The organism is Finegoldia sp. P1-F-LS, assembly GCF_052932205.1.
In genome coordinates this window covers 53,738-66,204 of sequence record NZ_JBRFJH010000003.1, presented here as the reverse complement: position 1 = coordinate 66,204, position 12,467 = coordinate 53,738, and the positions used below count along the sequence as shown (strand labels likewise).

Annotated in this window: 13 protein-coding genes; all 13 read left to right on the top strand. The window is 33.2% G+C overall.

Annotated elements, in window-relative coordinates; genetic code table 11:
• Positions 1–4: 4 nt before the first annotated feature.
• The 13 genes from ACU68Y_RS03705 (at position 5) to ACU68Y_RS03645 (ending at position 12,238) form a co-directional block, all read left to right on the top strand.
• Positions 5–295: a YhbY family RNA-binding protein gene (locus ACU68Y_RS03705; RefSeq protein ID WP_002838847.1), complete on the top strand. Its 291-nt coding sequence runs from the start codon at positions 5–7 to the stop codon at positions 293–295.
• Entirely contained in the window at positions 288–887 is a 600-nt protein-coding gene (nadD, locus tag ACU68Y_RS03700) for a nicotinate-nucleotide adenylyltransferase (protein ID WP_094202523.1), read from the top strand. Before ACU68Y_RS03705 ends, nadD begins: the two co-directional genes overlap by 8 nt.
• A complete protein-coding gene (yqeK, locus tag ACU68Y_RS03695) occupies positions 877–1,452 on the top strand; it encodes a bis(5'-nucleosyl)-tetraphosphatase (symmetrical) YqeK (protein WP_094202524.1) in 576 nt (191 codons plus the stop codon). Before nadD ends, yqeK begins: the two co-directional genes overlap by 11 nt.
• Positions 1,453–1,755, top strand: a complete 303-nt coding sequence (gene rsfS / locus ACU68Y_RS03690) for a ribosome silencing factor (RefSeq protein ID WP_002835520.1) — start codon at positions 1,453–1,455, stop codon at positions 1,753–1,755.
• A gap of 9 nt (positions 1,756–1,764) precedes the next feature.
• Positions 1,765–2,133, top strand: coding sequence for a RidA family protein (locus tag ACU68Y_RS03685; RefSeq protein ID WP_002838830.1), 369 nt, complete (start codon positions 1,765–1,767; stop codon positions 2,131–2,133).
• 184 nt (positions 2,134–2,317) lie between these two features.
• Complete coding sequence (locus tag ACU68Y_RS03680; RefSeq protein ID WP_446755337.1) at positions 2,318–4,663, top strand: cell wall-binding repeat-containing protein; 2,346 nt, start codon at positions 2,318–2,320, stop codon at positions 4,661–4,663.
• 95 nt (positions 4,664–4,758) lie between these two features.
• The gene (ychF, locus tag ACU68Y_RS03675; RefSeq protein ID WP_094202526.1) at positions 4,759–5,856 is read left to right on the top strand and encodes a redox-regulated ATPase YchF; all 1,098 of its coding nucleotides are present in this window, start codon (positions 4,759–4,761) and stop codon (positions 5,854–5,856) included.
• A 367-nt stretch (positions 5,857–6,223) separates the two neighbouring features.
• Positions 6,224–7,993, top strand: coding sequence for an aminopeptidase P family protein (locus ACU68Y_RS03670; RefSeq protein ID WP_446755336.1), 1,770 nt, complete (start codon positions 6,224–6,226; stop codon positions 7,991–7,993).
• A 2-nt stretch (positions 7,994–7,995) separates the two neighbouring features.
• Entirely contained in the window at positions 7,996–9,822 is a 1,827-nt protein-coding gene (gene uvrC / locus ACU68Y_RS03665; RefSeq protein ID WP_446755335.1) for an excinuclease ABC subunit UvrC, read from the top strand.
• Positions 9,823–9,894: 72 nt separating this feature from the next.
• On the top strand, positions 9,895–10,404 hold the full coding sequence (gene thiW / locus ACU68Y_RS03660) for an energy coupling factor transporter S component ThiW (RefSeq protein WP_002840610.1): 510 nt from the start codon (positions 9,895–9,897) through the stop codon (positions 10,402–10,404).
• Positions 10,397–11,203 carry a hydroxyethylthiazole kinase gene (gene thiM / locus ACU68Y_RS03655; RefSeq protein ID WP_446755334.1) on the top strand — a complete coding sequence of 269 codons (807 nt, stop codon included), beginning with the start codon at positions 10,397–10,399 and terminating at the stop codon, positions 11,201–11,203. The genes thiW and thiM overlap by 8 nt, the downstream gene beginning before the upstream one ends.
• On the top strand, positions 11,181–11,825 hold the full coding sequence (gene thiE, locus ACU68Y_RS03650; protein WP_446755333.1) for a thiamine phosphate synthase: 645 nt from the start codon (positions 11,181–11,183) through the stop codon (positions 11,823–11,825). Before thiM ends, thiE begins: the two co-directional genes overlap by 23 nt.
• A 2-nt stretch (positions 11,826–11,827) precedes the next feature.
• Positions 11,828–12,238 (top strand): DUF5301 domain-containing protein, encoded by a 411-nt coding sequence (locus ACU68Y_RS03645; protein ID WP_002838829.1) that lies wholly within the window; start codon positions 11,828–11,830, stop codon positions 12,236–12,238.
• The last annotated feature ends 229 nt before the right edge of the window (positions 12,239–12,467 follow it).

Genomic DNA, 12,467 nt, shown 5'->3' with positions numbered 1-12,467 from the left:
TAAAATGATAACACCAAAACAAAGAGCAAAATTAAAAAAGATTTCTCATGGTTACAAACCACTTGTAAACATCGGTAAAGGCGGAATTTCAGAAAATACTTTGAAACAAATCGATGATACTTTGAACAAAAGAGAAATTATGAAGATAAAAATCCTTAACAATAATTTGGATGATAGGGATATGTTAATAGATGAAATATTGACAAAACTTGACTGTGAATTTGTCAGATATATGGGAAATATTCTAACAATTTACAGGGAATCTGAAAATAAGGTAATAGATTTAGATGATTAAAGTCGGAATAATGGGTGGGACTTTTGATCCCATTCATATAGGACATTTAATATTAGCCATGGAAGCTATTAACTACAAAAATTTGGATGAAGTTTGGTTTATTCCTACCGGTAATCCGAATTTTAAACAAGATAAAAATGTCACAGACAAGAAAAAAAGATTTGAAATGGTGAAAATTGCCACACAGGACAACGACAAGTTTAAAGTATGTGATTATGAAATTAACAAAAATGATGTAACATATTCATGGGAAACTATGAAATATTTAAGAGAAAATTACGATCATGATTTTTATTTTATAATGGGCGAAGATTCGCTGATGAGTGTGGAAACTTGGGAAAATGCAGAAGATTTTTTGAAAAATACTAAGATTTTGGCTTGTATTAGAAGACAAGAAGAGATGTCCAAACTAGATGTAAAAATCGATGATTTAAAATCAAAGGGATATTTTGTGGAGAAAATTCCCACAAGTTTTATAGATATTTCTTCTACAAAAATCAGAGAGAAAGTGCAATTAAATCAAGATTTTAGGTATTTCGTACCAAATCAAGTTTTTGAATATATTGTGAGAAACAAATTATATGAAAGTTAAAGAAATAGAAAACAATTTGAGCAAAATGCTCAAAAAAACTAGATATGAACACGTTTTGAGAGTAAGAGACAAAGCCATTGAATTAGCAAAACTTCACAATCAAGATGTTACAAAAATAGAACTAGCAGCACTTCTACATGACTGTGCAAAAAACAACGAAAACATGTATTTGGATAAGTACAAGAAGGAATTTAAAGAGCTTAGAAATTTACGACAAAACGATCCTGATATGGAAAATCCAAAGTTGTTGCATTGCTATTTGGGTAGGATTGTCGCTAACAAAGAATATGGCGTGAATGACGAAGAGATTTTGGATGCGATAGAATTTCACACAACTGGAAGAATTAATATGACTGATTTCGAAAAAATAATTTACTTGGCCGATAAGACTGAAGATAAGAGAGATTATGATGGCGTTGATGAAATCAGAAGATTATCCAAAATAAATTTGAATAAAGCAATTGTCAAATCACTAGATGATACGATAAAATATCTTATAGAAGGTGAAAGAGAAATATCTGTCACTAGTGTGAATGTCAGAAATTATTTATTGAAGGGAGTATAGATGACTGAATTAGAGTTAGTTCAAAAAGCGATAGACGATAAAATCGGAAAAGACATTGTAACTTTGAAATTAGATTCAGCTGTTGCAGATTATTTTGTTATTGCAACTGCCAATGCACCAAACCACGCTCAATCTATTATTGATGAAGTGGAAAAAGTGTGCGATGAGAATGGTTTTGAGATTTTAGGAAAAGAAGGCTACAGTGAAGGTAACTGGATTTTGCTAGATCTTAATGATATTATAGTACATGTATTTACAGAAGAAGCACGTTCTTTCTACGATATAGAAAGATTGTGGAATTAGGAGGACAGTATGAAATTTTTACATTCAGACAAAGCACCTGCTGCAATTGGACCATATTCACAAGCAACATCTGCTAACAAAACAATTTATGTATCAGGACAACTTCCAATAGTTGATGGAGAATTACAAACTGATATAAGAAAAGCTACAAAAGCATCATTAGATAATATTTTACATATTATCGAATCTGAAGGCGGCAAAGTAGAAAACATCGCAAGAGTTGGCGTATTCATGCAAGATTTATCACAATTTTCTGATATGAACGAAGTTTATGCAGAATTTTTCGGAGATCACAAGCCAGCAAGAAGCGCTGTTCAAGTTGCAGCTCTTCCAAAAGGAGCTATAATCGAAATAGAAGCAATTGCTGAATTAGATTAAGAAATTTTCCTCTGAGTAAAATTACTCAGGGGATTTTTTTATGTAAAATTTTAATTTTGAAAAAAATCTTTTAAAATTATTTGAAAAATTTTCTTTATTTGTTCTGAATGTCAACAATATTCAAAATTGATACCATTTTGTAACTTTTTATGTTATTATGTATGTATATTAGGAGGTTGTATCTATGAAGAACTTAAAAGATATTGCTAAAGTATCGTTTGTAGCATTGTCTGTGTCATTAATGATCTCTACAGGATCAATGGCTCAAACAGAAAACGATAAAAAAGATGTAGAAAACGAACTTAGTTCTAGATATACATCTATTAGCACACATAATCAAAGTAAGTTGACTAAGAAAGCTAAATTGGGATACGCTAACATTAACGACTTACAAAATCAAAAACAAGAAAATGATAGTAATTTGAATCTCACAGATACAAAAGATTCAAATTATGAAATAGAAAATAAGGAAGAAAAGGAAAATTCAGTTTCTGAAAAAGATAATGCAGTAAAAGCTGAAAAAGATGCAGAAGAAGGCTTAGAAGTTTCGCCAATCAAAGCTGATGAATCTGTATCAAAGGAAAATTCAGAACAACAAATTTCGCAAGAAGAAGCTGATGGAAAAGAAGCGCAAGATGAAGAAGTCAAGGCTTTAAATTCTTCAGGACAAATCGTTCCTACTAGAATTGCAGGTAAAAACAGATATGAATCTGCTGCACAAATTTCAAGAGAACAATTCACTAATGCAAAGAAAGTTATCGTTGTGAACTCACAAAAATACGCAGATGCATTGAGTGCTACAACTTTGTCTGATGGAAGATATTCTATTTTGTATACAGAAAAAGACACACTTCCAACAGCTACAAGAAATGAAATTCAAAGACTTAACCCAATAGAAGTATATCTTCTTGGTGGAAAACAATCCATTAGTGATGGAATTGAAAATATATTAAAGAAATACGCAAATAAAGTTACAAGAATTGCTGGTAAAGACAGATATGAAACAAGCGCAAAGGTTGCAGCTATGAGCAATAAAAAGAACATCGTTATTGCAAGTGGTGAAAACTTCAGCGACCCACTTTACGCATCATCATACGCTTACTCCAATAATGCTAAGATTTTGTTGAGCTCTGGAAAAACTTTGTCAAGAGAAACTAGAGATTATTTGCTAAGAAATAAATCCAAAATTGGAAATGTGACAGTTGTTGGTGGTGGCAAATCAATCTCATCTTCTACAGTTAGATATATTCAATCAGTAACTGGAAAAAATGTAGGAAGAATTAGTGGAAGAAACAGATACGAAGGATCTGTAAAAGTTGCTAATTCTATGAACAAGAGCAAGGTGTTCATAGCAAGTGGCGATGATTTTGCAGATGCATTGGCTATAAGTCCGTTAGCCCAAAAGCTAAATGCACCGATTTTATTGAGTGCAAAAGGTAAATTAGACACAAGTGTAATTGCATTTTTGAATAATTTCAAGAATTCAATCAAGGATGTATTTATTGTTGGTGGTTATAGAACAATTGATAACAACGTGTATGGTACTGTTCAAAATGTTTTGAAAAAACAAATTGCAAAACCAAAACCACAACCAAAACCACAAGTAAAGCCACAAGCAAAACCACAACCAAAACCACCAGTTGTCAAAGATGAAGTATCAGATATAATTGAAGAAGATAAGGCCATAGGATTACACGATTTCGTAGTTGCAAAGCGTTCTACAACTCTTTACGATGCTGCAGATAGTTCTGCAAAATCTGTAAGAAATATCAACACTTCAACTGTTATGCAAGTTATAAATATTTTAGATAATGGATGGATGCAATTGGATATAAATGGGTTCAAAGGATATGCAAAAGTATCTGATTTTGGAATGTTCAACCCTAACAAATACAGATTAGTATTCCAACAAGGAGCAGACCTTTCAAAATTCAACCGCTATGTAGATATGAGATTAGCTAAGAAAAACGGAATGGATTTCGTAATATTAAAAGCAGGATCTGGTTACAGTGGAGAAGATCCAAAATTCCAACGAAATTACAATAATGCAAAAGCTGCTGGATTGAATGTTGGAGCATATTGGTATTCATACGCAGTAAATGTTGAAGAAGCTAAGGAAGAAGCTGTGAGATATATGAAGATATTGGGCAAGAAACAATTTGAATACCCAGTATATTTGGATTTTGAAGATCCATCTCAACGTAAAATTCCTAAAAAAACAAAAACAGATATGGCGATTGCCTTCATGAGTATTCTCGAAAAGAATGGATTCTACACTGGATTGTACAGTTCAGGATCTTGGATTAACAATCAATTTGAAAGAGAAAGATTGAAAGATTACGATATTTGGATTGCACATTGGCACGTTACAAATCCTAACTGCTACACACCTGATTATGGAATGTGGCAATTCACAAATAAATCAAAAATAAAAGGCGTTCCAGATACTGGAGAAGGCGGAGTAGACATGAACTATTCCTATAAAAACTATCCAAAGATTATCAAAGATGCCAAACTAAATAATTTTTAAATTAGAGCTCTGAAAAGAGCTCTTTTTGAATGTGTATAATTTACAAAAAATATGGTATATGGTAAAATTTGAGTTAGTTAAAAGGAGTGAATGATATGAAATTAGGTATTGTGGGGCTTCCAAATGTAGGAAAGTCTACACTTTTTAATGCGATAACAAAAGCAGGTGCAGAAATGGCAAATTATCCATTCTGTACAATAGATCCTAACATCGGACTTGTAAATGTTCCTGATGAAAGAGTGTATAAATTAGCAGAACTTTTTAATTCAAAAAAAATTATTCCAGCTACTATTGAATTTTACGACATTGCAGGCCTTGTAAAAGGCGCAAGCAAGGGTGAAGGTTTGGGAAATAAGTTTTTGGAAAACATTAGAGAATCCGATGCTATTGTTGAAGTTCTAAGATGTTTTGAAGACGAAAACATAGTTCACGTTGATGGTTCGGTGGATCCTATTAGAGATATTGAAACTATCAACTACGAGCTTATTTTATCTGACTTGGAAATGGTTGAAAGAAGATTAGAAAAATCCAGAAAAGCTTTGAAAGGTAATAAGGATTTGAAGGAAGAAGTGGATCTTCTTGAAAAAATTTACGAAGTTTTATCTGAAGGAAAATCAATCAGAATTTTGGATTTGGACGAAGATGAAATGAAACTTATGAGAAGTTTCAATCTTTTGAGCGTAAAGCCAATAATTTACGTTTGCAATGTAAGTGAAGATGAAGTAGCGGATGCTTACGAAAACAACGAAATGGTTCAAAAAGTAAAAGAGTTCGTAAAATCAGAAGATGCAAAAGTAGTTGTAATCTCTGCACAAATCGAATCAGAAATTTCTGCGTTGGATAGCGAAGAAGACAAGAAAGAATTCTTGGAAGCAATTGGTCTTGAAAAATCAGGAATCGACGATTTGATTACACAAAGCTACGATTTATTGGGACTTATGAGTTTCTTGACAACAGGAGAAGATGAAACTCGTGCATGGACAATCAAGAAAAACACTCCTGCAGTACAAGCAGCTGGTAAAATCCACACAGATATTCAAAGAGGATTCATCAGAGCAGAAATTGTGAACTACGACGATTTGATTGAATTAAAATCCATGGCGGCAGTCAGAGAAAAAGGCCTTATGAGATTGGAAGGCAAAGAATATTTGATGCAAGACGGAGATGTAGTTCATTTTAGATTTAACGTTTAGAAAAGATTTAATGTAGTAAAAACGCAAATAAGTTTAACTGCAGATAATTTTGGTAATAGATATCAAAAACCAGTTAACACGAATATCTGACTACAAAAATAAACAAATTCAAAGCTTGTAAAGCTAAAATCTCAAACTCGTGCTGTGCACTCAAACAATGAGATTTTTTAACGCTTTCCTTCGCTAGAATTTGTTCTTATTTTTTCCGTATGATATTCTTAGTTAACAGAGTTTTTGATGAAAAATAAAAAATTAAATGAAGCATATTTTACAAGCTAGGTATTAATTTACCTAGTTTTTTTGTTAGCGTGAAAATAAACATCGTTAAAATTTGTGATATAATTATTGTAACTACGAGGAGGTAATTATGATTAAAGAAAGATTAGAAAAGCTAAGAAAAAAAATGAGCGAAAGAAATATCGATGCATATGTTGTATTGTCAAGCGATCCTCATACATCGGAATATTTAGCAGATTACTATAAAACTAGAAAATATATTACTGGATTTAGTGGTAGTGCAGGTACTGCTGTAATTTTGAAGAAAAAAGCAGCTTTGTTTACTGACGGAAGATATTTTATTCAAGCTGCAAAGGAGCTTGAAGGTTCTACTGTAGATTTGATGAAGATGGGAGAACCTGGTGTTCCAACTTTGATTGAATATTTGAAAGAAAATGTTGGTGAATGCGGAAAAATCGGCGTTGATGGACTTACTTTGGACTACAATGATTATTATAGATGGTTAGAAAATCTTGGCGACAGAATGATAATCACTGATGTTGATTTTATTGGGGATATCTGGGAAGATCGTCCTGAAAAGCCAAATTCAAAAGCTTATGCATTTGATGTGAAGTACTGTGGCAAAGATACTAAGACCAAATTAAAAGAGTTGAGATATTTCATGGATTGCAATGAATGTGATTATAACTTTATCGGTTCTTTGGATGATATTTGCTACCTTTACAATATTAGAGGTAACGATGTTTTGTATAATCCGGTTATCATAAGTTATGCATTAGTTGGAAAAGATTTTGCTAATTTGTACATTGAAGATGAAAAAATAGATGATGATTTGATTGAATTATTGAAAGAACAAGGTGTTACTGTAAAATCTTACGAAAAAGTGTTCGAAGATTTGAGCGAACTTCCTGGCAAGAGCGTTTTGTTCTTGGATCCTTCTAAGACAAATGTTAGAATTTACAATTCAATTAATTCTAATATCAGAATTTCAAAAGGAATTCAACCTACAACTTTGATGAAGGCTCACAAGAACGAAACAGAAATTAAAAATCAAAAGAATGCTTACATCAAAGACGGTGTTGCATTGGTTAAGTTTTTCAATTGGGTAGAAACAGGTACTCCAACTGGAAATGTTACTGAAATGAGTGCAGCGGATAAGTTGAGATATTTCAGGGAACAAGGCGATTTATTCATGGATTTGAGTTTTGGAACTATATCTGCTTACGGAGAAAACGCAGCACTTCCTCACTACTCACCATCAGTAGATCATCCAGTGACATTACAACCAAAAGGATTGTACTTGGTTGACAGTGGTGCGCAATATTTGGATGGAACAACTGATATTACTCGTACAGTCGCTCTTGGTGAGTTGACAGATGATGAAAAACTTCACTATACTTTAACGTTAAAATCACACATCAATTTGATGACTACAATTTTCCCTAAAGGAACAAAATCATCAAGCTTGGATCCAATTGCTAGAAGACCAATTTGGCAAGAATTGTTGGACTTCAGACATGGAACAGGTCACGGTGTTGGGTTCTACCTTGGAGTTCACGAAGGTCCACAAAGAATTGCATCTGTAAACAATGATATCGATATGGATGAAGGAATGGTTACAAGCGACGAACCAGGAATTTACATCGAAGGTTCACATGGAATTAGAATCGAAAATATTATGCATTGTATCAAAGTTGTAGAATCTGAATTCGGCGAGTTCTTGGGATTTGAATCATTATCTATCTGTCCAATTGACACAAGACCAGTTATCAAAGAAAAATTACTTCCTTTCGAATTAGAATGGTTGAACAATTACAACAAAGAATGCTACGACAAATTATCACCTTATTTGGAAGGATCTGACTTAGAATATCTTGAACAACAAACAAAAGCAATATAGAAATGTTTGATATTAAAAAAGAACTGCAAAAAGTACCTCACAAACCAGGCGTGTACATTATGCACGATAAAAACGACGAGATAATCTACGTTGGTAAGGCGATTGATTTGAGAAGACGTGTGGGTCAATATTTCGATTCATCAAAAAAACTCGCAAAGGTCGCTGCAATGGTAAGCCACGTCGAGTATTTCGAGTATATTATCGTAAATAATGAATGTGAAGCTTTGGTTCTGGAATCAAACTTAATCAAGAAAAATAGCCCAAAATACAACATCGTTTTAAGAGACGATAAGCAATATCCATACATTAAAATCACGAACGAAAAGTTTCCGAGAGTTTTGAAAACTAGACGTGTACTGAAGGATAAGGCAAAGTATTTTGGGCCTTTTCCTAATGCTTATGCAGTTAATGATATTATAGATTTAATTCACGAAACCTACAAAATTAGGACGTGTAATTTGAATTTTGATAAGGGTCAAAAGCTTAAGAGACCTTGTTTGAATTATTACATCAATCGTTGTGATGGAATGTGCGTTTACGATGTGAACGAAGAAGATTACAACAAAGAATTATTAGAAGTGGAAAATTTCTTGAATGGTCGTGAAGATGAATTGACTAAGAAATTGACCGACAAAATGATGGCTGCATCTAAGAATTTGAACTTCGAATTGGCAGCGAAACTCAGAGATTCTATCGCAAATATTCAAGTGATCTTGGAAAAACAAAACATCACCAACACCAAGGGGTTGGATTTGGATATGATATCCATGGCGAGAGAAGCAGAAACGGTGTGTGTTCAAGTATTTTTCATGAGAAATGGCAAAATCATCGAAAGACAACATTTCATTATCGACAATAAGTACGAAGAATCAAACGAACACATTGTAGGAGAATTTTTCAAACAATTCTACATTGATTTGACTTACGTTCCGAAACAAATCCTAACTGATATTGAAATCGAAGACCGTGAGCTTATCGAAGTAATGCTAACTGAGAAAAAAGGTTCCAAGGTCGAAATCAAAATTCCTAAAAGAGGTAACAAGACTGACCTCTTGGAAATGGTCAGAGTTAATGCAAAAGAAGGGCTGGACAAATACATCTCCAGACATTTGAAGAGAGAACGTAATCGTGAAAATGCAATTCTTGATTTGCAAGACATCACAGGGGTTAAACCAATTGATAGAATTGAATGCTACGATATTTCCAACACAAGTGGTGTTGATTCTGTGGGAAGTATGATTGTGTTCAAAAACGGGTCTAAATCTTCCAAAGATTATCGTAAATTTAAAATCAAAACTGTAGAAGGTGCCGATGATTACGCATCACACAGGGAAGTGTTGACGAGAAGATTCAGAAGACTTTTGGATTCAGATAAGAAAGACAACAGCTTTGATGAAATGCCATCTATTATTTTGATGGATGGTGGAAAAGGTCAAGTCAACATCGCAAAAGAAGTGTTGAACGAATTCAACTTGGATATCCCGATTTTGGGACTTGTAAAAGATGATAAGCACAGAACGCGTGGAATAATTTACGAAAACGATGAAATCAGACTGAAAGTAAATACTCCTTTATACAGATTGTTGTTCGCAATTCAAGAAGAGACACATAGGTTTGCAATCAATTATCACAGAAAACTTCACGAAAAAAACTTCAAAAAATCTGAACTGGACAACATAAAATTAATCGGAGAAAAAAGAAAAAAAGCATTGATGAAACATTTCAAAACGCTTGATAGAATAAAAAAAGCGAGTGTAGAAGAGCTTTGCGAAGTTGATGGAATGAATGAAAAAGCAGCAGAAAATATAGTGAATTATTTTAAGCAATAATTTGCTATATTTTTTATTGTAAAGAAATATTGATTGATGGTAAGATATAAGGTAGTGAACAATGGAGGTTTTATGAACAGAAATAATTCTACTTTAGTAAAAATGATAATGTTATCAATATTTGTTGCAATAGGTGTTGTAATATCTCCGATTTTAAGAGTTGTAGGGTTTTGCCCGACACAACATTTTGTAAATATAGTGTGTGCGGTGTTTTTGGGACCATGGTATGCATTGTTGTGCGCAACTTTGATTGGAATAATCAGAATGTCACTGATGTCAATACCACCGTTAGCGCTAACAGGAGCAGTGTTCGGGGCGTTCTTATCGGGTGTGCTATATAAGAGAACGAACAAACTGATTATGGCTTGTATTGGAGAAGTTATTGGCACAGGAATAATAGGATCAATCGTAAGCGTCCCTGTCATGAAGTTTTTCTTCGGGAAAAGCAATTTGACGTTGTTTTTCTACACACCATCATTTGTGCTGGCGACTTTAATGGGAGCGACTGTAGCATTCTTATTTTTAAAGGCTATGCAAAAAAATAAAATGCTAGATAAATTAAAGGAAAGTATCAATGGATAATTTAATACAAAAAATGTCAGAGATTTACTCTGATTTGCACAACAGTAATAATCTGATCCATTGTCTTACAAATGTAATATCTATCAATGATATGGCAAACGCTGTGCTAAGTATAGACCAAAGTCCGTTTATGGCAGATAATCCACGAGAAGTCGAAGATATTACGAAAAATTCTGATTCTCTGTTGGTAAATTTAGGAAACATAACGGATTATAGGATAGAATCAATCAAAAAATCTGTGCGAATTGCAAATGAAAACAACATTCCAATTACTTTGGATTTGGTTGGAGTGAGTGCATCAAAATTAAGGTTGGATTTGACTTTAGACATTTTGAAAAATCATACAATAACTTGTATTAAAGGAAATTACAGCGAGATAAAATCACTGGTTATTAAAGATTTAAGTACAAAAGGTGTGGATTCCCAAAAACTGGAAGTAGACGATGTTATTAATTATTGTAAAAATTTACGCGAAAAATACGATTCGATAATTGTAGCAACAGGACAGACCGATATTGTGTGTGCAAATGAAATTTATCTACTAAACAATGGAGATGATAGACTTTCGAAAATCACTGCTACAGGTTGTGTTGTGGGAAGTTTAATTGCTTGTACACTTAGCGTATCTCAATCGATAGAAGCATGTGTTCTAGGAGTTACTATGATGAATATTAGCTGTGAAATTGTGGATAAAAGTGTTGGACTTAGTTCGTTTAAATTAGGTTTGTACGATAATTTATCTAGAATAAAATGGGAGCAAATAAAGGAGAATATAAATGCGAGAAAAATTGGATCTTAGCTTGTACTTGGTTACTGATAGAACTAATGTAGAGGACGAAGAAAAATTTCTGACAAAAATTGAAGAATCACTTAAAGGTGGAGTAACACTGGTACAACTTAGAGAGAAAAATATCTCCACAAGAGAATACATAGACTTGGCGAAAAAAGTGAAGATAATTTGTGATAAATTCGATGTGCCGCTTTTAATTGACGACAGAATTGACGTTTGCTTGGCAAGCGAGTGTGCAGGAGTTCATCTTGGAGATGAAGACATGGAAATAAAAGATGCGCGTAAGATTTTGGGGGATAATTACATTATTGGTGCAACTGCAAAAAGTGTTGAGAGAGCTGTCCAATGTGAAAAAGAAGGCGCAGATTATCTTGGAGTTGGCGCAATTTATCCAACGAAAACCCACGTTAAAACGAAAATAACATCGGTTGATACCCTAAGAGATATCAACAATAGCATAAACATAAAAACGGTCGCTATTGGCGGTTTAAATGAGGATAACATGGATGTATTAAAGAACAGTGGTGCAAGTGGAATAGCTGTCGTAAGAGCATTGATGAATGACGATAATCCACAAGAAAAAGCACACAGATTATTAGAGAAATCAAAACAAATTTTAGAATTGAGGTAATTATGAAAAAGAAATTTAAATTAGTATTGTTAGTTTTTGTGTTGATGTTAGTCATGGTATCTTGCAAAAAAGCAGATCCAATAACACTTCCAAATGCCAATGATTCACAAGTAATCACAGTTACAAAAATCGAAGAAAACAAGGAAGGACCAACGGCTTCTATCACTTCGAAAAAAGATATCGTGGACACGATCAAATTGATACAAGAAAAAGCAAAACCAACTAGAAAACAATCAAACAACGACACACCAGCGAATACAAAAGATTTTAGAAAAATGGAAATTTTCTACGGAAAAGACGAAAAAATGACGTTATATTTGTACCAAAACAAAAAATTCTACATCGAAAAACCATACGAAGGAGTGTGGGAAATCGACAATGATACGTTTAACAAATTAATCGGTGCGATGTAGTTTTATCGTAGAAATTTATTGTGTAGATAAACCATCATACACGAATATCTAGACTTCAAAAATTGTTGATTTCTAAATCTCAAAATCCTAAAATTGCAAACTCGTTTCACTCAAACAGTGCAATTTTTAACGGATTTCTCGATTTGAAATCAAATCAATTTTTTCCGTATGATATTCTTAGTATGATTGGTTTACTATTAAATGCGAGTAATAATTTAGAGTGCATTAC

Coding starts and splice junctions, on each gene's coding strand:
- uvrC (WP_446755335.1), top strand. CDS start 7,996: ATGTTTGATATTAAAAAAGAACTGCAAAAAGTACCTCACAAACCAGGC.
- ychF (WP_094202526.1), top strand. CDS start 4,759: ATGAAATTAGGTATTGTGGGGCTTCCAAATGTAGGAAAGTCTACACTT.
- thiW (WP_002840610.1), top strand. CDS start 9,895: ATGAACAGAAATAATTCTACTTTAGTAAAAATGATAATGTTATCAATA.
- ACU68Y_RS03670 (WP_446755336.1), top strand. CDS start 6,224: ATGATTAAAGAAAGATTAGAAAAGCTAAGAAAAAAAATGAGCGAAAGA.
- ACU68Y_RS03705 (WP_002838847.1), top strand. CDS start 5: ATGATAACACCAAAACAAAGAGCAAAATTAAAAAAGATTTCTCATGGT.
- thiE (WP_446755333.1), top strand. CDS start 11,181: ATGCGAGAAAAATTGGATCTTAGCTTGTACTTGGTTACTGATAGAACT.
- rsfS (WP_002835520.1), top strand. CDS start 1,453: ATGACTGAATTAGAGTTAGTTCAAAAAGCGATAGACGATAAAATCGGA.
- yqeK (WP_094202524.1), top strand. CDS start 877: ATGAAAGTTAAAGAAATAGAAAACAATTTGAGCAAAATGCTCAAAAAA.
- ACU68Y_RS03680 (WP_446755337.1), top strand. CDS start 2,318: ATGAAGAACTTAAAAGATATTGCTAAAGTATCGTTTGTAGCATTGTCT.
- ACU68Y_RS03685 (WP_002838830.1), top strand. CDS start 1,765: ATGAAATTTTTACATTCAGACAAAGCACCTGCTGCAATTGGACCATAT.
- nadD (WP_094202523.1), top strand. CDS start 288: ATGATTAAAGTCGGAATAATGGGTGGGACTTTTGATCCCATTCATATA.
- ACU68Y_RS03645 (WP_002838829.1), top strand. CDS start 11,828: ATGAAAAAGAAATTTAAATTAGTATTGTTAGTTTTTGTGTTGATGTTA.
- thiM (WP_446755334.1), top strand. CDS start 10,397: ATGGATAATTTAATACAAAAAATGTCAGAGATTTACTCTGATTTGCAC.